A 24731-nucleotide genomic window follows, 5' to 3' on the forward strand; every position below is an offset into this window, starting at 1 on the left:
TCTCACAAAAGATGGTATTTTGCTATAATAGTATTTATGAGTGAATAAAGATGGGGTGATTACATGAAATTTATCCATACAGCTGACTGGCACTTAGGAAAGTTAGTGCATGGTGTATACATGACAGAAAACCAGCGGGAAGCATTAAATCAATTTGTTGAAATAGTCGCAGAGGAAAAGCCGGATGCTGTCGTTATTGCCGGCGATTTATATGACCGTTCAGTACCGCCAACTGATGCCGTTGAACTATTAGATGAAATCTTATTTAAAATCAATGTCGAGTTGAAGACGCCAGTGGTTGCGATTGCTGGCAACCATGACAGTGCTGAAAGACTGTCATTTGGAAGCTCATGGTATAAGCACAGCCATTTCTACTTATCTGGTAAGCTAACGAATAGTTTTAAGCCGGTACAGGTTAACGGCGTTAATTTTTATTTAGTGCCTTTTGCAGAACCTGGAATGGTACGGCAGCTGCTTGAGGATGATTCCATTCATTCCCATCAGGACGCGATGAAGGCATTGATTGGAAAAATGGAGCAGAACCTAAATCCTAATGAACCCAACGTCCTGGTAGGACATGCATTTGTGCTAGGGGGGCAGACATCTGACTCCGAACGAGTTTTATCTGTTGGAGGATCAGGGTGTGTAGGAGCTGAAGTTTTTGAACCATTTTCCTATACAGCCCTTGGACATCTTCACAGCCCTGATGCCATCAAACACGACAAAGTTAAATATTCAGGCTCCCTTTTAAAGTACTCCTTTTCAGAAGCCAAACAAAATAAATCGATTTCTATAATCGAAATGGATGAAAAAGGGAATTTTTCGCACCGTTATCGGTCACTGAATCCTACACATGACATGCGTGAACTAGAAGGACATCTAGATGAGTTATTAGATCCTTTCTATTATGAAAAACAACGTTTGCATGATTATTTGAAAATCACCTTGTTAGATGAAGGTGCATTGCTTGACCCAATCAATAAATTACGCCAAGTGTATCCGAACGTCTTACACCTGGAAAGGAAAATAGATATAACGGACATGAAGAAAAAACAGTCTATCAATATCACACGAAATGAGAAAAAATCTGAGCTAGACTTATTTGAGCAATTTTATACGGAAATGACAACAGCTGAATTTTCCTCCGATAAAAAGGAAGTAATGACAGACGTGATTGAAAAAGTGTTACGAGAGGAGGCAGTTAAGTGAGACCATTAAAACTAACCATGCAGGCTTTTGGTCCATATGCGGATATAGAGACTATTGATTTCACGCAACTGGGAAATCGCACAATGTTTGTCATCTCTGGTAAAACAGGGGCGGGTAAGACTACAATATTTGACGCTATTAGTTATGCGATATATGGAAAAGCAAGTGGCGAGGACCGTAACGGCCCCGAACTAAGAAGCCAATTTGCACGAGCAGATTTGGTCACAGAGGTCTCACTCGATTTCGCTATCCGGAACAAAGTTTATTCAATCACCCGACTCCCGCAGCAGCCCAAGAAAAAAGAAAAGGGCGAAGGGTACACAACGTTACCAGCAAAGGCTGAATTATATAGCTGGGATGAGAACGGAGAAAAGAAATTACTCGCTACAAAAATCAATGATGTGGAAGAAAAAATTAAAGAAATTATGCTGATTGACAGCAATCAGTTCCGTCAGATTTTAATGATTCCTCAAGGGGAATTTCGGAAACTGTTAACATCTGATAGTAAGGATAAAGAAGTAATTTTACAGCGCTTGTTCCATACACAGATTTATAAGATGGTCGAAGAAAAGCTGAAGTCTGAATCTACAGAGTTAAAAAATTCGGTTGAAATGCAGGTTCAAACGAGAAATGAAAATCTTCGCCGGATTCAAGCTGTAACCAATGACGAGCTAAGAGGATATTTAGAAGCAGACAGTGTAAATGATATAATCCTCATGCCTCTTTTACAGGAAGAAATCAATGATATGGAAAAACTGCTTGAAAAATTAGCCGTCTCCTTGAAAGAAAAGGAACAGGAACAAGATATCTTAAAAGGCAAGCTATTTGAAGCAGAATCCATCCTACAACAAATCCAAACAAGAGAAGCCTTAAAAGAGGAAAAAAGTAAACTTGAATCACAAGCAGATACTTTTGTAGAAAAAGAAAAACAAGTGCAACTTGCGCATAAAGCAGCACTATTGGCCCAACAAGAGGAACTATGCCACCGGTTAAAGCGAGAGTTGGACCAATTAAAGGGAAATGTTACTTCAATACAAAGTGAAATCGAGAAACTTGAGGTTCTCTCCAAACAGTATGAACAACAGTATCAAGCTGAATACGAGCGTGAAGGGGAGCGCCAAAAAGCACTTGAAATGATTAACCAACTACTTAATATGAAGGACGATGTTTATTCTTTTGCTGCTTTGGTAAAGGAGTCAGCGGCAGTTGAAGCTTCTTTAGAAGCTGCAAAGAAAAAACAAGTAGAATCTGAAAATAATCTTCAGGGTCTGGAAGACAAGGTGAAAAAACTTCTTGACAAAAAGGCAGAAATTGAAAAGGGCCAGCTGAAGTTTATAGAAAATGAACGTCAGCTAGAAAAAATGCAAACTGAGTTAGAACGTATGGAAAAATACGAAAGCTTCCTTGGACGCCATCAACATGCATTAAAGGATCTAAAAGTGAAAGCTGGAAAATATGAAAATTTAAGTGCTAGGTATTTGGATGCCAAGGCACTGGTGGAAGAATTGGAGAATAAATGGCTGCATGGACAAGCGTCACTGTTAGCAGCACGACTTTCAAATGGTGAAGCATGTCCAGTATGTGGTTCGGAGCACCATCCAGCACCAGCTTCAGCGGACGAGGCACTAATCCCAAATGAAGAAGATCTTAAAGCCGCTAAACAACATGCGGTTCTATTGGAAAAAGAAAAAGCTGCAGCAGAGTCACTCTTTTTTGAAAGTCAATCGATTGAAAAGACACAACGGGAAAATTGTGAGGAGCTTTTAAAAGAAATTCGTTCCAATCGTGTTGACTTTAATGAGACCGATTTGCATGCAATAAAATCAGAGATTCTTGTTGCCAAGAATAATCTACAGAATGCCCAAAAAGTGCTGAATGAACAATTCAAAATGCTTGATCAGATTAATAAGCACATTGAGAAAAGCGATTCTGAAAAATCAGGTTTAAAAAGTGCTATACAACAGCTTTCAGTTCATGTAACTGAAATGACTGTACAATTTACGGAGAAGAACACGAACCTAACCAGGATGATGAAGGTAATCCCAGAGAACCTTCGAACACAGGCAGCATACGAAGAGGCGTTAAAAACATCAAAAAACAGGCATGAAATGTTAGTGAAAAGACTAGAAGAGGCTCAAAAGCAATTACAAGCAGTAAAAGAGAAACAATCCGCTGAAACTGCCAGATTGCAAGACGCAGTTAAACACCATTCTAGTAAAGAAAATGAGCTTAAAGCGGAGAGAGAAATATTTGTTACGAAACTTGCAGAACAAGGATTTGAAAATTACAGTCTCTATCATTCATCTAAGAAAACTGAGAAGGAAATCCAGATTCTTGAAGGTGAAATTCGCAGTTATCGTGAAGAGTTACGCTCTGTTTCAGACCGTTTAACTGAATTAACTGTGCTTTTACAAGATGTTAAGACGCCTAATGTTGAGGGGTTAAAGGCATTATTAGAGAAGCTTGCACTTGAAATTGTAGAGCTAAACAATCAACGGACAGATCTATTTGTTAAGAGGCGGGACAACCTTGATATCTTTCACAAAGTTAAAAAAATCAATGAGGAAATGAAGGTATTAGAGGAACGGTATCAGCTGATTGGACATCTGCACGAAATTGCTAAAGGCCAAAATACGTATCGTATTACATTTGAACGTTATGTACTTGCGGCATTCTTAGATGATATTTTACGGGAAGCTAATGTCCGATTAAGAAAAATGACCGCGGGAAGGTTCGAGCTTCTAAGGAAAACGGATCGTTCAAAAGGGAATGTTCAAAGTGGTTTAGAGCTTCTTGTCTTTGACCAATATACTGGGCAAGAGCGTCATGTAAAGACTTTATCGGGTGGGGAAAGCTTTAAAGCCTCTCTATCGTTGGCGCTTGGGCTTGCGGATGTAGTGCAAAACTATGCAGGCGGTGTTTCACTAGAAACGATGTTTATTGACGAAGGTTTTGGCACACTTGACCCTGAATCCCTTGATCAAGCCATTGAAGCGCTAATGGATATCCAAAGCAGCGGACGTTTAGTTGGAATCATATCGCATGTTCCGGAACTGAAAGAAAGAATCGATATTAGACTTGAAGTTATAGCGGGTCAAAGTGGAAGTCGGACGGAATTTGTTTTTACAAATTAAAATAAAGAAAAATAGACGGAAAAATTCCGCTTAATTAGAAATGTATTATTAAAAAGGTCTAAATAGAAGGAGAGATTCCGCTTATTGGCTTAAAAAATTCGAAAATGGGGGATTTTTCTTTTAAGAAGCGGAAAACCTCCGTTTATTTACCCCAAAACGTGATGCATTCTACATTTAACCGGAAAATCTCTGCTTATTTTACTTATCGAATGATTGAAATAAAAACAATGAAAAAAACCAGATAAAATTCTGGTTTTTATTTTGTCTTATTTTGTTCTAGATAAGTTGTCAGCTCATTTATATCCTTTGATTGGTGTATTACTCCAGCCTGGTCAAAGAGAATATAGGCTGGTTCTGTTTTAATATTCAGTTCCGGATAGGCATTCTTCACCATTTTAAGTTCAGGTAAGCTTAAAATGTCATTTACTTTTTGGGTAATCTTTTGGTTGTTTTCAATGGGGGTATCCTGATCCCCAATAACTAAAAGTGAAAAGGATTCTTCGCTATCAGCCAATAAATTGGGATAAGGGAAAGGTGTGTTCATTTCTGATTCTGTTGGTACTTTTTCCTCCATTTGTACGGTCGATGGCTTTGTTTCTTCCTTCGTTTCGGCATTCTGACATCCCACTAACAGGGTCAGTCCTAATAAAATTGGCCAAGATATTTTCTTCATTTGAATCTTCCTTTGTTGTAAAAGTACTTTTTTCCAACATAGCATATTACTTGACTCTTGGAACGGCATGAATGTGGAGGATTGGTGAAATGAAAAGCAGGAAATTAACGATGATTGTCAAATTAGTAAGTATACTAGTCGTTATTAAAGAGGTGGAAGGGAATGCATCGAAATACGGCAGGAATTGATGCTGGCGGTTCATTAATCAAAATAGTTTATCAGGAAAATGAGAGAATGCATTTTAAAAAATTTCACATTAAAGAAAAGGATGCAGCGATTTCATGGTTGAAACTATCTGTGCCATCTTTACACGTTGCATTAACTGGCGGTAAATCCAGTGTCATACAGAAAAAGTATTTTCCAAAGAGTATAATCATTCCCGAGTTCCAAGCAACCTGTGAGGGTACTCGTTTTTTACTAGCGGCTGAAAATAAGAGTCTTGGAGAAAATTATTTAATTGTAAATATTGGAACCGGAACCTCTTGGCATGTAGTGAAAGGCGATAAGGTAGAGCGAATCCTTGGCAGTGGAATTGGTGGCGGTACGTTTACAGGTCTTGGATCACTACTTACCAAAGTACGAGGCTACCGTCAGCTCACAGTCCTCGCGGAAGAAGGAAATAAAGGCAATGTTGACATGATGGTAAAAGACATCTATGAATCTGGTGAAAGTCCCGTTAACGGTGAATTAACAGCGGCAAACTTTGCAAAGGGTATTCGGCAGAAACATTCAGAAGGAGACCGTCTGGCGTCACTTTCTAATATGATAGCCGAAACGATTGTGTTGTTAACGTCACAGGCAGCAACGATTCATCAGGTTAAAAATGCTGTCATTATCGGAAGTGCTACTGTTGGCAATCATCCATTAAAGCAGGCTCTTGAGTTTTATATGAATATGGTAGGAGTAACACCGGTATTTCTAGAAAAAGGCGAATATTGCGGTGCCATTGGAGCCCATATAACAGTCTAAAATTGTCCTCTTGAACTATCGGTCCGTTAAAGATAAAGTAAATAGGAAGAAGTAAAAAAAGCAGGTGGCAACTTTGGATAAACGATATTTTACAATTGGCATGGCAGGGCATATTGATCATGGTAAAACTTCATTAACAAAAGCCTTGACCAATGTGGATACAGATCGATTAAAAGAAGAAAAGGAACGGCAAATCTCGATCGAACTAGGATTTGCACCATTATATGAGGATCCTGAAATTCAAATTTCGGTGATTGACGTTCCAGGCCATGAGCGCTTTATTCGACAAATGATCGCAGGGGTTGCTGGAATTGATTTAGTTGTATTGGTTGTTGCAGCAGATGAAGGTGTAATGCCGCAAACACGAGAACATCTAGATATTTTAAAATTCTTAGGTGTGAAAAACGGGATGATTGCGATTTCAAAAATTGACCGGGTCGATGAAGAATTTATTGAGCTTGTGAAAGATGATATTTTAGAAGAACTAACAGGTACGGTCTTTGAGGGAGCCCCGTTTGTGTTAGTGGACAGCCTCTCGAGAAAGGGTATTGAGGAATTAAAAGATTTAATCATTACAACATTAAAAGAGCAAGAAATGAGAGATGCAAAAGGGGCCTTCCGTCTGCCGATTGATCAGGTGTTTACCGTAAAGGGGCAGGGGACTGTTGTTCGCGGAACTGTCTATGAAGGTACGGTAGAAGAGGGACAAACACTTAAGATCATGCCACGAGGTCTAGAAGTAAAAGCAAGGCAAATTCAGGTTCATCACAAGCAAGCGCAAAAAGCCTATGCCGGGCAGCGTACCGCCATTAATCTTTCAGGGGTTTCGAAAGAGGATTTAGAACGCGGTGATGTTTTGGTTTCATCCGAGCATTTTATTGTGACGAAAACAGTGGATGTTGCGATACGTGTAGTGGAGGATCTTGAACATTTGGTTAAACAAAGGATGCCGATTAAACTCCATATTGGGACAACCGAGGTAATGGGACGTATCGTCTTTTTTGACAGAAATGAGCTTAAAGAAGAAAATGGTGAAATATTATGTCAGCTGCGTTTAGAGGAAGAAATTCTTACGAAGCGGGGCGATCGCTTTATTTTACGACGTCCAAGCCCTCAAGAAACGATCGGCGGCGGCTGGGTCATAGATCCTAGAGGAAATAAATATCGATTTGGTAACCAAACGATTGAAGAATTGGAAAAGAAAAAAGTAGGTTCACCGAAGGAACGGATTACTGCAGCAATATTTGAAGCAAAAAGCTTAAATATCGGTGAATTAATAAAACGCACTGCACTGGATGAAGAAACCTTGAATGAGTTTCTAGCAGATGATCATTTTGTTTTCTACAACGCGAAAGAGTATACACTTAGAATGTTGATTAATTCCATCGAGGAAGACATCTATGATCGCCTGCAAGAATTCCATCAAACGCATTCGATGAAACTAGGTTTAAATAAGGCAGAGCTTTTGCAATCTATGCAAAAAAAATTCTCAAAATCGCTGCTGGATTATGTAGTTGAAAACGGGATTGCCAATGGCACGTTTAGACGAAAAGAGCAGTTTGTTTCCTTATCAGGCTTTGTTCCACATGTACCAAAAAGCTGGCAAAAGCGTGCGGATAACATGCTGAGTGAATTAAAGAAAGACGGGCTAAAGGTTCGCTATTATAAGGATTATTTTTCAGAATCCGGTATTCCTGACACGCTGGAGGCTGATTTGAGACGTTTTCTGGAGGAGCAAGAATTGGTGGTTCATTTGGATGAGCAATTCGCTTATCATGGTGTTGTCTTTAAAGAGGCGGTCGAAAAACTCCAAGGTGGGACAGGTGAGGAGTTTGAAGTAGGCAATGCGAAAGAAATTTTAGACCTTTCACGAAAATATATGATTCCATTTTTAGAAAAGTTAGATTCCAAGGGTCTGACAAAACGAGTTGAGAATAAACGAGTTTGGCAAAAATAAGCAATAAAAACCTCAATCCAAATTAACCGATTGAGGTTTTTATTTTTATGATAGAAACTCACCAGGATTCAAACCAAGCTCACGGCAAATATCGCTGACCATTTGCATTTCATTGTGGTCAAAGTTGCCATCTGCATAACCAATAGCAATACAGTAACGAGCCACTAAACGGGCAATTTCAGGCTTCGTTCTTATTTTTCCAAGTGCACGGAAGGCTTCAGCTCTTCCAATCATACGATCGGCTTCAATACGGGACACAAAGTAATTAAATCGTTGAAGCACTTTATTACTGTCAAATACGCGTAATTCTTCGCTGGAATGAATAAATTCCACCATTTTTTGTCTTTCCATAGCATCCAAGTAACCGTCTGCCATCGAAACTAATGCACAAGCGGCTACGACCGCTTCTAATACGTCCTGACTCTTGTAACGATTAAACAATTCTTGTGCTTTTCTCTTGGATTGATTCGCCCATTCCGCGTAGTCCGTTTGGTTTGGGGACCATGAGTTGCCACAGCTATTACATGTGAATTTCAACTGATTTTTCCCAATAAATCCTCCAAGCAAACCGACTGGCCCAAGAATTAAACCGCCAATCGCTGCTTTACCCAAACCAAATCCCTTTTGTCCAGTACGAATATTAGATGAACTACAGCGTGGACAATGAATATCATCTCCATATGTACGATTGGTGCTTCCATGTGAGGTTTGGGTTGGATATCCAAAAGCTGGCTGAGAATAGGATGATTCCGGTTGTAAATGGATACTCTGCTGCTGTTGATTTTGTTGGTATGGGTTAGAGCTGTATGAATTTTGATTATAGGATGGTTGATTATTATATTGATTTTGGCTGCTATATTGGTTCTGATTGTTAAACTGATTTTGATGGTTGTTAAATAAATTTTGTTGAACAGGCGGTGTGTTTGCCGGTGCCGGATCATCCACACTTACACCGAAATTGCCGCATAAAGCAGCTAGTCCACCTTGAAAACCACTGGCTATCGCATTAAATTTCCATTCTCCGTTATGGCGGTAAAGTTCTGCTGCAACAATCGCGGTTTCAACAGTAAAGTCTCTGCCTAGGTTAAAACGAAGCAGCTCTTCATTCGTTTGTTCATTGTAAATGCGCACGTATGAATTAGAGATTTGTCCAAAATTCTGGTGCTTCATTTGTGCGTCATGAATCGTAATCGTGAATGCAATTCGGTGGATGTGGCTTGGCACTCTTTGCAAATCGATGCGGATTTGTTCGTCATCACGTTCGCCAGCTCCACTGCGGTTGTCCCCACTGTAATTTATTGAGCCATTGCCTCCAGATGGATTATTATAAAAAATAAAATCCTGGTCGCTTTGAACCTTTCCAGACGCTCCTAATAAAAAGGTGGAAGCATCTAAATCAAAGTTAGACCCATTATGTGCAATATCCCATCCTAAGCCAACGACAACATTCTGCAGACCAGGATGTGACTTTGTTAAATCAACTTTTTGTCCTTTACTAAGTGTAACTCCCACGTATTTCACTCCTAATCGTGTTTACTATTTTTATTTTATTATAAAGCAACCATTGTAGAAGAACGAATTCTTCACTGATATATTTCCTACTGCTTACATTTACGTTAACTTGGCGAAAAAGTTTCAAAAATGTATATAGTAGTAAATAAGAAAAGTTTTTATACCCGTATCTTTTTATTCCACCTAAACGTTTATAGTGTAGAGAGTGTTAAGGGAGTGAAAATAATGTCAAACAAACTTAGCCTGTGCACCTTAGAGGCTGTGCAGCATGATGAAGGGTCTGAGGATTCCACTTGGAATGAATATTATTTTAAACTGCAGAAGTATTGTCATTTTCTTACCCAGAGTAAATGGGATGGAGACGATTTAGCACAAGAGGCGTTGGTAAAGGCAATATCCTATTACAGCCAAGAGAGAATCACTCCGGCGTTATTAAATAAAATAGCACACAATCATTGGATGGATACACTTCGTAAAAGAAAGAACGAACCATTCATTCATGAACAAATGCGTGAGGAGAACTATTTTTCAGCGGGGGATACGATTGCTTCAGTGGATTTGTTACTGGATACTTTTACTCCACGGCAGGCAATCATTTTTCTTTTAAAAGAAGCGTTTCAATATCAATCGAAGGAAATTGCAGAAATATTAAATACGACCGAAATGGCAGTAAAGGCGAGTCTTAACAGGGCTAAGAAACGAATCGGAAATGAACGGGAACCTTTTTCCTTAGATTCGTTTTGGGAAGAGGAGGAACGAGAACAGCTCAGGGATCTTTTTCATGATTCACTCGTCAACCAAGACCCAACTGTCCTAATTGAAGCCATACCGTCCGTAATCAGGTTGATTGATGTTCCTAAGGCAGTTTCCAGAAAACCAATCCCATTCAAATCTTCAGCTCCTTTAAGCACTCTCTGTATGGCTGCATAGCCAATTACTTGCTTTTAAGGAGGATTTAGAAATGAGTACGATTCCATATGTAATTGAACAGTCCAACCGCGGTGAACGCTCTTATGATATATATTCTCGGCTATTAAAGGACCGAATCATTATAATTGGTGAAGAAATTAATGATCATACCGCGAATAGCGTTGTAGCTCAATTATTATTTTTAGCAGCGGACGCACCTGATAAAGAAATCTCTCTCTATATTAACAGTCCAGGCGGTTCTACCTCAGCGGGGTTTGCCATTTTTGATACGATGCAATACATTAAGCCTGACGTCAGAACCATATGTACGGGAATGGCAGCGTCGTTTGGTGCCATGCTGCTGCTAGCTGGGACGAAGGGAAAGCGATATGCATTGCCAAATAGTGAAATCATGATCCATCAGCCTCTGGGTGGCGTCAGGGGTCAGGCTACAGAAATAGAAATCTCAGCAAAACGAATCTTAAAATTGCGGGAACATATCAATCAAATTATTGCCGAAAGAACCGGTCAAAGTGTTGAAAAAGTCGCAAAAGATACCGACCGCGACTACTTTATGAGTGCAGAAGAAGCCAAAGAATATGGAATAATCGATGAGATATTATACCCAAAGGTATAATACAAAAATAATTTGCAAAAATAACAAGAAAAAGGTTAGCAATTGCTAGCCTTTTTTTTATTGACACCATTTATAACATACCATATAGTTAAACAGGTGAATAGTTTAACAGTTTAACTATTATTTTTAAAGTAGAAGTGAGGTGAGAAATGGACGATGGATAAAAAAATCATTCAAGAATTAATCGACCGCTATGTGTCCGTTTCTTTTGAAGTCAATAAGAAGGCTGAGTCCTTAATCAAAAGTCAGATTGAAGAAGATATTACGATTGATCAGCACTACATTATTAGATACATTCAGAATTCTACTGAGTGTACGTCCTCTGAACTGGCAGAGGCCTTTGAGGTCAATAAAAGTGCGATTACCGCTATCATTAATCGATTAGCGGACAGAGGTGTAATTGAAAGAACACGAGATGAAAACGATCGAAGAGTAGTATATCTTACCTTAAGTGAAAAAGGAAAAGAGATGAGTCGAAAAACTCAGGAAAAGGTGCACCTTTTGGTAGAGTCATTGATTACCCAATTTGATGAAACGGAAATCACTAATTTTATTAATACGTATGAGAAATTAGCCCTGATATTAACCAACATGAAAAAGGAAGAAATGGGGGAGTAAAAACGTGAGAGCGATTATAAAAGGAAAATGGTTTGTCCTCCTGGCATGGATTGCAGTCATCGCAGTTCTCTTTTTGTCTGCACCAAATATGGAACAGCTTGTCCGGGACAAAGGACAAATCAGCGTTCCGAAAGGCTATTCTTCTACTTTGGCCGAGGAAATTTTAAACGATGTCCAGTCAAGTGAAAATAGCGGAAATGAATTACAAACAGCATTGGTCTTCCATAGTGACAAAAAGTTGACGGAAGAAGACTTTTCCAAGGCAGAAAAGGCGATTAATCAACTGGAAAAAGAGAAGAGTGATTTAGGTATAACTTCAATCCTGACTCATTTCAATCAAGAAGAATTGAAAGAACAGCTTGTATCGAAGGACGGTAAAACCATTCTTGTTTCCTTAAATGTAGCAGTAAATGACCGTGAAGCAAAAGAAATCACAAATGCCTTGTATAAAGCATTGGATAATGTGAAATTAGACCATTATTATACAGGAAACTGGCTGATTTCTGAGGACCTTGTAACCAACTCACAAGAAGGTCTTAAGAAGACCGAAGGGATTACGGTTGTTTTTATTTTAATTGTTCTTTTGCTTGTATTTAAATCAGCAATCGCTCCAATTATTCCATTAGTAACAGTTGGATTCAGCTATTTAGCTTCCCAATCCATCGTTGCGATATTAGTAGATAAAGTGAATTTCCCATTATCAACGTTCACGCAGATATTCTTAGTGGCTGTATTGTTTGGTATTGGGACTGATTATTGTATATTGCTGCTTAGTCGTTTTAAAGAGGAAATGTCTAAGAATGATAGTGTAGTAGAAGCAATTGTTATTACGTATCGAAATGCAGGTAAAACGGTGTTTTTTAGCGGATTAGCCGTTATGATTGGTTTTGCATCTATTGGTTTTTCTACCTTTGTTCTTTATCAATCAGCAGCTGCTGTAGCGATTGGAGTAGCCTTATTATTAATCGGCCTTTTTACGATTGTTCCGTTCTTTATGGCTGTATTAGGCAAGAAATTATTCTGGCCATCAAAAGGTAAGCTTGAACATGGTGAAAGTAAATTTTGGGGCTTTGTTGGCGGCTTTGCGTTAGCACGTCCTTTAATCGCGCTACTCATGGTAGCAGCCATTTCAGTTCCGGCATTATTTACGTATGATGGAGATTTGTCGTTTAACTCTTTAGAGGAAATTGGTGATGAGTTCAATTCAATCCAAGGATTTAATATTATTGCTGATGGATTCGGACCTGGTGAATCTATGCCAACACAAATTGTTTTTAAAAATGATGATGAGCTGAACACGTCTGAGTACATTGCTCTGACGGAAAAAATCAGCCAAGAGCTAAATAAAATTAGCGGTGTTGACACAGTCCGTTCCGTTACTCGCCCTACAGGTGAAACCATTGACGATTTATATATTTCAGAGCAGGTAAAAGGTCTTGAGGATGGTCTTGGTCAAGGAAATGATGGAATTGAACAGATTAGCAATGGTCTTGCCGATGCAGGCAGCCAGCTCGCTGCTAATCAGCCTAAAATGGAAGAGGCAGCTGATGGAATCGGTCAATTGATTGCCGGAACATCTCAGCTCCAAACAGGCATGGGAACCATTCAAGAAAACCTTGCAAAAATTGAAGATGGATTAAGACAAGGTGCTGCTGGTACGACCCAAGTAAAAGAAGGTCTAGCGGTAATCAAGACTAAATCTGCCGAAGTTTTGGCGGGCAGTAAACAGCTGCTCGAGGGTTACAAACAGGCGGCCCAAGGGTTAAATGCACTTGAAGGAAACTATAAATTAGTTGAAAAGGGCTTAAGTGATCTAAATGCGTCCTTAGTGGCAACCAATCAATATTTTACGAATTTAGAAAATGAATATAGTGATATTGGGCAAAATCAAAACTATCAAGCTATCAAAATGACCATTCAGGGTTCTCAGGTAGCAACTGCAGAATTAGCAGGCAGCTTGAATCAATTGAATGCAGGATTAAAAGGGGCTCAGGAAGGAATTAGCTTTGCAAATAGTAATTTTTCAGAAGCCATTGCAGGTCAGGAAGCACTTGTGAAGGGAATGGAAGATCTCTTAAAAGGTTTAACAGAGATTGAATCAGGACTTTACACAATGGGAAATGGCCAAGGACAAATTGTGGATAGCCTGCCTCAATTTTCAAATGGTCTAAATGGATTAAATAGTGGTCAGCAGCAGATATTAACAGGCTTTAAGGATATGAGCGGTCAAATTACTCAGCTTTCAGATGGGTTAACACAAAGCGCGGATGGCTTAAATCAAGTCTCTGATGGTTTGGAGTCTGCACAGGAGTATCTAGCTGGAGTATCGGAACAAAAGCAAAATGGTTTCTTTATTCCACAAGAGGTCCTTGATGGTGAAGACTTTGAGCAAGTCTTAGACACCTATATGTCAAAGGATCGTAAAGTAATGACGATTGATGTGGTCTTTAATATGAACCCATATTCGAATGAAGCTCTTCAGACGGTTCCTGAAATTAAAGATACAGTGGAACGCATTGTCAAGGACACGAAGCTTGAAAACGCAGAAATAGCAGTCGGCGGTGTATCTAGTATGCATCATGATCTAGATAATATTTCGCAAGCTGACTATTCTCGAACAGTAGTGCTTATGTTAATTGGGATTACGATTATTCTAATCATTCTGTTCCGTTCCATCATTATGCCTTTATATTTGATAGGTTCATTAATTTTAACGTATTTTACTTCTATGGCACTTGCTGAGGTATTATTTGTAAATATCTTAGGTTATTCAGGAATTAGCTGGGCTGTTCCGTTCTTCGCGTTTGTCATATTAATTGCACTCGGAATTGATTACAGTATTTTCTTAATGGACCGATTTAATGAATTTAAACATATGCCGGTAGAACAAGCGATTCTCATCTCGATGAAGAAAATGGGGACGGTTATTATCTCGGCGGCTGTCATTTTGGGCGGTACTTTTGCTGCGATGATGCCAGCTGGTGTTTTATCTTTACTACAAATTGCGGCCATTCTATTAATCGGACTTTCACTCTATGCTCTTGTAATTTTACCGTTGTTTGTTCCCGTCATGGTCAAAACCTTTGGCGAGGCAAACTATTGGCCGTTTAAAAAGAATACCGATACCGTTGTACATGATCATTCAACACATTTGTAAAAAAGAAGCACGCTGAGAAATTCTCAGCGTGCTTTCTTGCTCTACTCCACTATAACTGTCCCTTTAAACATATTCATTCCACATGTAAAGGTATATTCTCCTTCTTTGTCAGGGGTAAAGGTTAAATTTGTTGTACCTGCCTTTAGATTAATATTGTTTAAATCGAAATCTGGCATCATAAAGGTTGAAAAACAGCTATTGTCACCCGGATTTGTAATGTTTAACTCCACTTGTACACCTTTTTTTACTCTAATCACATTGGGAGAATAGCCAGTCGGTGTTACCATCATGTCTATTTTAGGATTAGTTTCACCCGTAATATCAAGTTCTGTTTTTGCTGGAGGAGTATTTGTCTCCTGTGTTTGAGCTGCTTCGGCTTCACCAGGAATTTTGACTAGATCACTACTGTATAAAAATAAAAATAAGGCAATCAGAACCAGTCCAGCTGAAAAAATATTAAATGGTGAAATTCCTTGTGTATCCAGTGATAGCTTACCGTTTGTATCAACAATGATAAATAAAATAACTAGACCAAGAATAATAACATACAAGCCTAGTAATATCCCAAGCATGATTGTTGGGTTATCAAACTGAAGGATGGCACCTAAGAGGGCACCGATCATTCCACTTACAATACCGGAAACCGATCCGCTTAAAATCGCCAACATCCCAACAGGCTGGCCAGCAATAAAACCTAGGACAAAACCAATTAAAGTACCTAAGCCAACAGGGAAAAATAATTCGCCTGAAAGAATCCCGCTGATATATCCAGCTAATAATCCTCCCATCATTGTCAGGACGATTACGACAATCGTACCTGAAAGGCTTGCAAGTTTATTTTTCTTCCGATGGAGCAGAAGAATGGAAAATCCAGTCAATACACTCATAATAACGATTGTGAAAATCGATAATACATACATTTGAAATCCCCTCTAACAGTTAATAAACAACATATGTACATTATAAATGCATTGATAAACATAAAGATTGTCTTTTTGGTGGCGTTTATGAACGTTTAATGAAAACTTCACTGGAAATAAAAAAAGACGTTCTCAACGTCCATTGGGTTTATTGATTTTCTCGTTATCTATGGTGTTTTTATAGATTCTTTTTAACGCTTCATTTTGCATTTTCATAAGGTCAAGTAAGTATCGTTTTTCTTCTTCTTCCTGATCAATCTCATTCTTTTCGTCATTTTTCAAGAATATCACCTCATTCCTACTAATTGTAACCGAAATCCAGGCTAGAAATAAAGCATTGTAATATGTAATCAGAATATTTTTCCATAATAGTATTTGACATTTTCGTGTTAGAACTATATAATTTTTTCAAGAATACTATTTTAAACTGTGAAGAGGATTAGTAAAATGTAAGGTGTCTTACAAAGAGAGGAAACCATTGGTGGAAGGTTTCTTAAGACAGACATTTGAACCTGCCTTGGAGTTCTGTATCGGATTCTTATTTGAAGATACATGCGGATAAAATCCGTTATCATGTCGAGAGTATAAAGCATTTGCTTTATGAATTTAGGGTGGTATCGCCAGGTCTTGGTCCCTTTTTGGGGCCAAGGCCTTTTTATATTCAAACCTGTGTTAAAGCGTAATATTAATATTGGCACCTGTTGATTTGCGTGGAAGGCACGAAGACTCCTGCAGGAGGACGGGACAGGGGAGACCCCGCAGACGCTTTAGCGTCGAGGAGGCTTCCCGAACCGCCTGCGGAAAGCGAAGTGCCTGGAGCGCAAATCAACAGTCCAGTTTAGCACACAGCGATATTTTAAAAAAATAATGAGGTGTCAAAAATGGCAAAGGAATTTGTAAAAGATGTTACCAGTATGGACGAGGATTTCGCCCAGTGGTATACCGATGTTGTAACAAAAGCAGACTTAATTGATTATTCAAGTGTACGCGGATCAATGATTATCCGCCCTTATGGATATGCCCTATGGGACAATATTAAAAATGAATTAGACCGACGTATTAAAGAAACAGGACATGAAAATGTCTATATGCCATTATTTATCCCTGAAAGCTTGCTGCAAAAAGAAAAAGATCATGTTGAAGGCTTTGCACCTGAAGTGGCATGGGTAACACATGGTGGTTCTGAGGAGCTGGCTGAGCGTTTAGTCGTGCGCCCAACATCTGAAGTTCTTTTCTGTGAGCATTATAGCAATATCATTCATTCTTACAGGGATTTACCAAAGCTTTATAATCAATGGGCTAACGTAGTTCGCTGGGAAAAAACAACCCGTCCATTTTTACGGACATTAGAATTTTTATGGCAGGAAGGTCATACTGCACACGCAACGGATGAAGAAGCGATGGAAGAAACGATCAAAATGCTGAATGTCTATGCAGCGATTTGTGAAGAGATCCTTGCGATTCCTGTAGTTAAAGGTCAGAAGACCGAAAAAGAAAAATTTGCTGGAGCTAAAGCTACTTTTACCATTGAAAGCTTAATGCACGATGGTAAAGCCCTGCAGTCAGGAACATCCCACCACTTTGGAACTGGTTTTGCGGAAGCATTCAATATCCAATATACGGACAAAGAAGGGAAGCTTCAGTATGTACACCAAACTTCATGGGGCTTTACGACAAGAATTATTGGTGCATTGATTATGGTTCATGGTGACGACCGTGGTTTAGTTATTCCTCCAAAAGCAGCGCCAACTCAGGTTATGATTGTGCCAATCGCACAGCATAAAGAAGGCGTTCTTGATTTTGCGTATGATTTGAAGAAGTCTCTTTCAAATGTTGCCCGCGTAGATATTGACGCAAGTGATAAAAAGCCAGGCTGGAAATTCAATGAATACGAAATGAAGGGAATTCCAGTTCGTTTAGAAGTGGGACCAAAAGATATTGAAAACAAGCAGGTTGTATTGGTTAGAAGAGATACATTGGAAAAAGTATTTGTACCATTGGATCAATTAGAAACGAAACTTGTGGAATTACTTGATGAAATCCAATCTAATTTATACAATAAAGCGTTGAATCACCGTGAAGAAAGAACATCTGTAGCGACCACACTTCCTGAATTAAAGGAAAAGCTTGAAGCAAAACCAGGCTTCATTAAAGCTATGTGGTGCGGAGAGCTTGCGTGTGAGGAGAAAATCAAAGAAGAAACAACAGCAACTTCAAGATGTATTCCTTTTGAACAAGAGCAGGTTTCTACTACATGTGTATGCTGTGGAAAAGAAGCAGACAAGATGGTTTATTGGGCAAAAGCATACTAATATTTTTGTGGAGACTCTTCCTTTTTGGAAGGGTCTTTTTATTAATTGCCGTTCATGAAGCCTAAAATGAAAGGAAAATCACGAAAGTGGTCATCATGAAGGGTTTATGAAGCCCAAAGTGAAAGGGAAATCGGTAAAATGGTCATCATAAGCCCTCCATGAAGCCCAAAATGAAAGAAATATCGCATAAGTGGTCACCATGAAGGGTTTATAAAGCCCAAAGTCGAAAAAGAAAAGAGAAAATGGACTTCATGAAGATTCAAAGTTTTTAAAGGGGGAGACAAAATGAATCCAAGTTTAATAGAATTTCCAGAGGAGTTTACCACAGAAAGGTTGTTAATCCGCAAGCCCTTACCAGGTGATGGGAAATATGTATATGAAGCAATCCAGGCGTCATTGAATGAACTAAAACCGTGGATGCCATGGGCTCATATGAATCAAACAGAGCAAGATGTAGAAGCGAATGTAAGAGACAGTATTGCAAAGTTTATAACCCGTGAAGATTTAAGATTACATTTATTCAATAAGGAAACCGGTGAATTTATTGGTTCATCAGGTCTTCATAGAATTAATTGGGAAGTACCAAAGTTTGAGATTGGTTATTGGATTGATACCCGTTTTTCTGGCAGAGGATATATAACGGAAGCGACAGAAGCAATTATGAGGTTTGCATTTACCGAACTTAATGCTAAACGAGTTGAGATTCGTTGTGATCCACGAAATATTAAAAGTCGTGCAATTCCAGAAAAATTAGGTTTTACCCTTGAGGGCATCTTAAAAAATGATGGTATCTCTGTAGATAGTAAGGAACTTAGAGACACCTGCGTTTTCGCAAAAATAATGAATTAACTGAAATACACTTGACTAATCGTAAGAAATAAGCGGAGAAATTCCGCTAAATACGTAATTAGTAATAAAAAATACTCAAACAGACGGAGAGATTCCGTCTATTGGCTCGGAAAAATCGAAAATAGGGGATTTCGCTTTGATTAAGCGGAAACCCTCCGTTTATATCCCCCGAAACTAGCTCCATTTTGCATTTAAGCGGAAAACCTCCTCTAAATTTACTTTTGCTGGTTACTCAATTAAGGACACGACATCTTAACTTCTGGTTCGAATGAACCAAATTTCATGATGTGTGATTTGCATCACTTACTCCAAGTGTAATATCTCATATAATCACTATATAAACAGTGATAACCACTCCATAAGGAGTGATAGTTTTGTTAGATCGTAATACAATTGAAATCATTAAATCAACAGTACCAGTTTTAGAAAAACACGGAGAAGCCATTACAACACGTTTTTATCAAATGATGTTCGGGAATCATCCGGAATTATTGAATATTTTCAATCATGCAAACCAAAAGCAAGGCAGACAACAAAAAGCGCTAGCAGGGACTGTCTATGCGGCTGCTCAATATATTGATAATCTTGAAGCAATCCTTCCAGTTGTTAAACAAATTGCTCATAAACATAGAAGTCTTGGCATTAAACCAGAACATTATCCGATTGTTGATAAACACTTACTTTTAGCAATTAAAGACGTTTTAGGAGACGCTGCAACAGATGAAATTATCAATGCCTGGGCAGAGGCTTATGGAGTAATTGCGGATGCCTTTATCAGTGTTGAGGCAGAAATGTATGAAGAAGCTGAAAATCAAAAAGGAGGCTGGGATGGTTTCCGTAGTTTTGTGGTTGACCGCAAAGTTGAGGAAAGTGATGTAATTACATCCTTTTACCTAAAACCTACAGACAATAAAGAAATTGCCCAATACCTTCCTGGTCAGTATATCAGTATTAAACTTGAAATCGATGGTGAGGAATTTACACATATTCGTCAATACAGTTTATCAGATTCACCTGGTAAGGATTATTACCGTATTAGCGTAAAACGTGAAGCAGGTACAAAGAACCCTGACGGAATGGTTTCAAATTATCTTCATGATACGGTTACAGAGGGAGAAATCTTACAGGTAAGTGCTCCAGCGGGAGATTTTGTTCTTGATACTGAAAAAAATACACCTGTTGTATTATTAGGCGGCGGTGTCGGCTTAACACCAATGTTGAGTATGTTAAAAACAGTGGTTGAAGTTCAGCCTGAGAGAAATGTAACGTTCATTCACGCTGCAGCCAATGGTAATGTTCATGCATTAAGAGAGGAAGTGGAGTCAGTATCTTCTCTAGAAAATGTAAATTCCTATTTCTTTTATGATTCACCAACAGAAGAAGACCGTAAGAACCAATCTTTTGATGTTGAAGGATATGTAACGCGAGACTGGCTTGTTAAAAATATTCCTGTTTCCGATGCAGACTTCTATTTCTGTGGCCCTGTACCATTTATGAAATCAATCAATGCTTCTTTAAAGAATTTAGGCGTTGCGGAAGAGAGAATTCACTTTGAATTCTTTGGACCAAAAGGCAGTTTAGAAGAAAGTGTGAAGGAAGAACCGGTTTCCGTTTAGGAAATCGGTTTTTTTCTGTCTTGAAAGTTTGATTCATCCAGTAATTGTGATTAAATAAAAGGTAGAAATAGCCAGAAAGGATGAAGCTATGTGAATAAAAACGTCATAAAATCTGTAACCATGATATCAATATTTTTTTGCCTCCTCTGGCTGGTTGGACTTGGATGGGCTGTAAGTGAATATTATGCAGGCAAGCCTGATAAAATCCAAGAGAAAACCAATGTAGAAATGAAAGCAGAGAAAAAAGATGGCATGCATATTGTCGCCATAGGTGATTCCTTAACAAGAGGTACAGGGGATGAAACAGGAAAAGGGTATGTAGGTTTTCTCCTAGATGAAATAAAGGAAAAATCAAAGCAGGATGTCAGGCTGACGAATCTTGGCATAAGCGGTCAGGAATCCGGCCAACTTAAGCAGCAAATTCAACAAACCGAAGTGAAGCGGCAGCTGAAAAGTGCAGATATGATTTTAGTAACAATGGGCGGCAATGACTTGTTCAGAGGTGGACAAGGGTTATTGGAGTTTGAAGCAGCTGACATTGCGAACATTGAGAAAAAATTCATGGAGAATATGAATTTTATTTTTCAACAGATTCGTGCAAGTAATAGTGAAGCAAATGTCTTTTTCATCGGTTTATATAATCCTTTTAGTGAGTTAGAGCGGGGGAAAGAGATGTCTGCAGTCGTTCGGCACTGGAATTATCAAAGTGCTGAATTAAGCGCAGCTTTTCCAAAAATCGTCTTTGTACCAACATTTGATCTTTTTGAGTTGAAGGTAAATGATTATCTTTATACTGACAAGTTCCATCCGAATACAAAAGGGTACCGTTTAATTGCTGAACGAGTGGCTTCACTGCTAACCTGGTAAGGAGACCGGCCATATGGAGAATATTACGTTATCTGTACATAATTTAAAAAAGGTAATTGGTAAAAAAGAAATCATTAAAGGAATAAGTTTTGAGTTAAAGGAAGGAGAGGTATTTGGTTTCTTAGGTCCTAATGGTGCTGGGAAAACGACAACGATCCGAATGCTGGTAGGATTAATTAAACCAACATCCGGAAGTATTCAAATTGGCGGCTTTAATATTGTCGGTCACTTTGAGGAAGCAATGAAGCATCTTGGTTGTATCGTTGAAAACCCTGAATTATACCCGTATTTGTCTGGTTATGACAATTTACTCCATTTTGCCCATATGCTTGATGGCATTGGTGAAGAGCGAATCAGGGAGGTCACCGAACTGGTCGGTCTAAGAGATCGAATTCATGATAAAGTTAAAACCTATTCTTTAGGGATGAGGCAGAGACTTGGAATTGCACAGGCGCTTTTAGGAAGACCTAAGGTATTAATCCTTGATGAACCTACGAATGGATTAGATCCTGCTGGAATCAGAGAAATGCGTGAATTTATCCGGTTTCTTGCCGAAGAGGAAGGACTGAGCGTTCTGGTTTCCAGCCACCTTTTAAGTGAAATTCAGTTATTATGTGATCGAGTGGCAATCATTTCTCGAGGAACTGTGATTACGACCGATTCAGTCGATAACTTGTTATCCAATCGGGAACGAATCATTTGGCGTTTTCATCCTGTTGAAAAGGGGAAAAAGGTGTTACGTTCACTCACAGCCATTGAAGAAAGAGATGATGGTACGGTCTCAACCGAATATGATGAAATGAAGATTGCTGAGTTGAATAAAATGCTGGTGGAAGCAGGCGTTTCCGTCACAGAGATGTATCGTAAAATGCCTGTGTTAGAAGATTTGTTCCTCGAACTAACCGGGGGTGACTCAATTGAATAAACTAATCCAAAATGAAATGATGAAACTAATTGCAAAAAAGAGATTAGTGGTTATAGCGATTATCATAGGTATATTGGTGGCGTTATTCACTTATGCACAATTTAAAGAGAATGAAAGGCAAAAAGAAAAGTTAGGAACCGACGATTGGCGGACCATTATACAACAAACAATTATTGACCAGCAAAACCGTATCAGCAGCCCTCGGATTTCAGATGAATGGAAACAACAGCTCCAAATTGCCTTACAACAAAATCAATATTATCTTGACCACGATATAAATCCATCGGAGCCAGGTGCTCCTACGTTTATGAGGATTTTTTTAGAAAATTCGATTGAATTGTTTATTCCTTTAATGGTTATGGTCATTGCCAGTGATATCGTGTCTTCTGAGCACAGTCAGGGTTCTATTAAGCTGCTGTTGACGAGACCAGTTAAGAGGTGGAAGGTCCTTCTAAGTAAGTATTTAACCCTTATTCTTGCCATCTCGTTAATTGTTGCTATTGCCGGCCTGCTTTCCTACAGTATTTCAGGGTTGGTGTTTGGATATAAAGGCTGGGGAGCACCGGTATTGACTGGGTTTAGTGTTACAGATGCAGGTCTAAATACTGCAAGTGTGAAATTAATCGATCAATGGCAGTTTTTATTAATGGATTTTGGGCTTGTTTGGCTAGTGGCCATCGTCGTGGGAACACTTTCATTCATGTTATCCGTTCTCATTCGAAGTACAGCGGCTGGTATGGGTGTGATGTTAGCAGCACTCATTTCAGGAGCGATTCTTAGTAATATGGTTTCGTCCTGGGAATCAGCAAAATATTTCTTTATGGTAAATTTAAAGTTAACTAACTACATGAATGGAAATCCACCCCCAATAGAAGGGATGACGCTGTCCTTTTCAATGATGGTCCTTCTTGTCTGGTGGTGTGCTGGATTATTTGTTTCCTTTTATGTGTTTACCAAAAAGGATGTTTATTAATAAAGTAAAAGAGTTATTCCTGAAATAATGAATAACTCTTTTTTATTGGTCATCTGATTTTTTCCTAGCTTCTCTTAGGTATTCTTTGATCATATTTAGCATCGTTTTATCAGGCAAGTAACGGAAAATAGATACGTCAGGAACGAGGTTGGCTTCTATGAACCATGGTTTCCCTTCCTGATCGATTCCTATATCCATCCCCCACAAGCATGAGTCAGGGTACACTTTCTCCAGCTGTCTCGCAACGAGTATACCCAATTGGTCAATTTCCCATAGCAGTGAATCGATATTTTTAAGATCAATCTTGGAAGCTACTATAGCATCCTCAACTGTCGATAATGACTTTGCAACATTGGTAACAATATATCCTTTCGCCGCCGTTCTGGTAATTTTGCCCGTAACAACCCAGTCGGAGTTAACATTTTTCCGTTGGACCATGACTCTGACATCAAACGGGCAATCTTTGATTGTGGTAAGAGGTATTTTTTCTTGGATGTGATAAGCTTTTTTTGAAGTATACCGCTCATGAATTTTTTCTAACACATCATGGAAATCAATAAAAGGTATCTTACTGCGCTCTGAATGAATTTCAAATGATTCATTTTCTAACTGAGTTATCACCGCTATACCGATACCCCATTGGCTTGTATTGGGCTTAATGATACAGTTTTTATATACTTCGAGATAAGAAAGCAGGACCTTTTCATGATAAGGATAGGTTTCTGGCAGATAAGGGAAAAGCTCCTTCTCACCTCTTAACACTTGGTACCAATCCCATTTACCGTCTGAAAATCTAAACCTTATTTCATTCATCCAAGGTTTTCCTAATAGGTCAAGGATGAAATCAATTATCACAAACTTGCATGTAGGATATTTTTCCTCGAGTTTTATAGCAATTAAGAGGGCAATATCATCTAATTGAGTGCATGCTCCTTGAAAAATGCTGTTAAAAGAAGATTCTGGACGGACGGAGGAGAGAGGAAATACTCCCTTCACTTCATCGGTGATAGAATAGCCATCAGGGGTAATCCGTGCTATTTTCTCAGTAATCATCCATTTAGATGATGTTTTCACTGCGTATACTCGAATATCGAAGTGATTTTCATTGATCATTAAACGGGGAAATCCCTGTTGAATAATAAACCTTTTACCATCAAGCAGATTATTTTCAATAAACTGATACACTTTGTGTGTTCCTTGTATAATTTCATTTATGCTTCCCGATTCGATTCGAAATTGTTGGTCCTCAAGGGATGTGACTAAAATGGATATTTTATAGTTATGACAGGGACGCAAGTATACTTGATAGTATTTATTTATATATTCATAAAAGGTTCTCTTGCTTAATAATGCCGTTTCCGGTATGTGTGGAGCAATTTTTTCATCGGTTATTAAGTGGGAATATTGGCTGAATTTTTCATTTATGACTCGCAATTTGATCATTCCCCTTAAACATTAGCTTTCTTAGTATCCTATTCAGGCCATGTTCTAATT

At 38.7% G+C, this 24731-nt stretch carries 19 protein-coding genes and 1 other annotated feature; of the genes, 14 read left to right on the top strand and 5 right to left on the bottom strand.

The window, feature by feature from the left end; genetic code table 11:
* Positions 1-63 precede the first annotated feature (63 nt).
* On the top strand, positions 64-1209 hold the full coding sequence (locus BANA01_RS15590; protein ID WP_034673892.1) for an exonuclease SbcCD subunit D: 1146 nt from the start codon (positions 64-66) through the stop codon (positions 1207-1209).
* Positions 1206-4343 (top strand): AAA family ATPase, encoded by a 3138-nt coding sequence (locus BANA01_RS15595; protein WP_034673890.1) that lies wholly within the window; start codon positions 1206-1208, stop codon positions 4341-4343. Before BANA01_RS15590 ends, BANA01_RS15595 begins: the two co-directional genes overlap by 4 nt.
* A 256-nt stretch (positions 4344-4599) precedes the next feature.
* Here BANA01_RS15595 and BANA01_RS15600 read toward each other — a convergent pair whose 3' ends face one another.
* Positions 4600-5016, bottom strand: coding sequence for a hypothetical protein (locus tag BANA01_RS15600; RefSeq protein WP_063253722.1), 417 nt, complete (start codon positions 5014-5016; stop codon positions 4600-4602).
* A 162-nt stretch (positions 5017-5178) separates the two neighbouring features.
* Between BANA01_RS15600 and coaW the strand changes: the two genes are divergently transcribed.
* Together coaW and selB are read left to right on the top strand one after the other, a co-directional pair.
* Positions 5179-5985, top strand: coding sequence for a type II pantothenate kinase (gene coaW / locus BANA01_RS15605; RefSeq protein WP_034673899.1), 807 nt, complete (start codon positions 5179-5181; stop codon positions 5983-5985).
* Positions 5986-6058: 73 nt separating this feature from the next.
* Positions 6059-7942: a selenocysteine-specific translation elongation factor gene (gene selB / locus BANA01_RS15610; protein ID WP_082799547.1), complete on the top strand. Its 1884-nt coding sequence runs from the start codon at positions 6059-6061 to the stop codon at positions 7940-7942.
* 45 nt (positions 7943-7987) lie between these two features.
* Here selB and BANA01_RS30730 read toward each other — a convergent pair whose 3' ends face one another.
* Positions 7988-9454, bottom strand: coding sequence for a TerD family protein (locus BANA01_RS30730; RefSeq protein WP_034673909.1), 1467 nt, complete (start codon positions 9452-9454; stop codon positions 7988-7990).
* A 225-nt stretch (positions 9455-9679) separates the two neighbouring features.
* Between BANA01_RS30730 and BANA01_RS15620 the strand changes: the two genes are divergently transcribed.
* From BANA01_RS15620 to BANA01_RS15635, 4 genes are all read left to right on the top strand, one after another.
* Positions 9680-10384: a sigma factor-like helix-turn-helix DNA-binding protein gene (locus tag BANA01_RS15620; protein ID WP_052106312.1), complete on the top strand. Its 705-nt coding sequence runs from the start codon at positions 9680-9682 to the stop codon at positions 10382-10384.
* 31 nt (positions 10385-10415) lie between these two features.
* Positions 10416-11000 carry an ATP-dependent Clp endopeptidase proteolytic subunit ClpP gene (gene clpP / locus BANA01_RS15625; protein WP_034673907.1) on the top strand — a complete coding sequence of 195 codons (585 nt, stop codon included), beginning with the start codon at positions 10416-10418 and terminating at the stop codon, positions 10998-11000.
* Positions 11001-11156: 156 nt separating this feature from the next.
* Positions 11157-11618 (top strand): MarR family winged helix-turn-helix transcriptional regulator, encoded by a 462-nt coding sequence (locus BANA01_RS15630; RefSeq protein ID WP_034673906.1) that lies wholly within the window; start codon positions 11157-11159, stop codon positions 11616-11618.
* 4 nt (positions 11619-11622) lie between these two features.
* Complete coding sequence (locus BANA01_RS15635; protein WP_034673903.1) at positions 11623-14775, top strand: MMPL family transporter; 3153 nt, start codon at positions 11623-11625, stop codon at positions 14773-14775.
* A gap of 41 nt (positions 14776-14816) precedes the next feature.
* Here the strand turns inward: BANA01_RS15635 and BANA01_RS15640 are convergent, their stop codons facing one another.
* Both BANA01_RS15640 and BANA01_RS29555 read right to left on the bottom strand, forming a co-directional pair.
* Positions 14817-15695, bottom strand: coding sequence for a cupredoxin domain-containing protein (locus BANA01_RS15640; RefSeq protein WP_052106311.1), 879 nt, complete (start codon positions 15693-15695; stop codon positions 14817-14819).
* 132 nt (positions 15696-15827) lie between these two features.
* Positions 15828-15977, bottom strand: a complete 150-nt coding sequence (locus tag BANA01_RS29555; RefSeq protein ID WP_157411805.1) for a hypothetical protein — start codon at positions 15975-15977, stop codon at positions 15828-15830.
* Between the two features lie 138 nt (positions 15978-16115).
* Positions 16116-16334: a binding site (T-box leader), on the top strand.
* A 242-nt stretch (positions 16335-16576) separates the two neighbouring features.
* On the opposite strand from BANA01_RS29555, the gene proS reads away from it, so the two are divergent.
* The 6 genes from proS (at position 16577) to BANA01_RS15670 (ending at position 23237) form a co-directional block, all read left to right on the top strand.
* Entirely contained in the window at positions 16577-18007 is a 1431-nt protein-coding gene (gene proS, locus BANA01_RS15645; protein WP_218008401.1) for a proline--tRNA ligase, read from the top strand.
* Between the two features lie 285 nt (positions 18008-18292).
* Positions 18293-18856, top strand: a complete 564-nt coding sequence (locus tag BANA01_RS15650; protein WP_063253724.1) for a GNAT family N-acetyltransferase — start codon at positions 18293-18295, stop codon at positions 18854-18856.
* Between the two features lie 374 nt (positions 18857-19230).
* Positions 19231-20472 (top strand): NO-inducible flavohemoprotein, encoded by a 1242-nt coding sequence (hmpA, locus tag BANA01_RS15655; protein ID WP_063253725.1) that lies wholly within the window; start codon positions 19231-19233, stop codon positions 20470-20472.
* A gap of 90 nt (positions 20473-20562) precedes the next feature.
* Positions 20563-21339 carry an SGNH/GDSL hydrolase family protein gene (locus tag BANA01_RS15660; protein WP_235847162.1) on the top strand — a complete coding sequence of 259 codons (777 nt, stop codon included), beginning with the start codon at positions 20563-20565 and terminating at the stop codon, positions 21337-21339.
* 13 nt (positions 21340-21352) lie between these two features.
* Positions 21353-22264 carry an ABC transporter ATP-binding protein gene (locus BANA01_RS15665; RefSeq protein ID WP_063253726.1) on the top strand — a complete coding sequence of 304 codons (912 nt, stop codon included), beginning with the start codon at positions 21353-21355 and terminating at the stop codon, positions 22262-22264.
* Complete coding sequence (locus BANA01_RS15670) at positions 22257-23237, top strand: ABC transporter permease (RefSeq protein ID WP_063253727.1); 981 nt, start codon at positions 22257-22259, stop codon at positions 23235-23237. Before BANA01_RS15665 ends, BANA01_RS15670 begins: the two co-directional genes overlap by 8 nt.
* A 42-nt stretch (positions 23238-23279) precedes the next feature.
* Here the strand turns inward: BANA01_RS15670 and BANA01_RS15675 are convergent, their stop codons facing one another.
* Positions 23280-24680: a YheC/YheD family protein gene (locus BANA01_RS15675; protein WP_082799548.1), complete on the bottom strand. Its 1401-nt coding sequence runs from the start codon at positions 24678-24680 to the stop codon at positions 23280-23282.
* Positions 24681-24731 lie beyond the last annotated feature (51 nt).

Origin of the sequence: Neobacillus niacini NBRC 15566, assembly GCF_001591505.1 — a bacterium.
Lineage (GTDB): Bacteria > Bacillota > Bacilli > Bacillales > Cytobacillaceae > Neobacillus > Neobacillus niacini.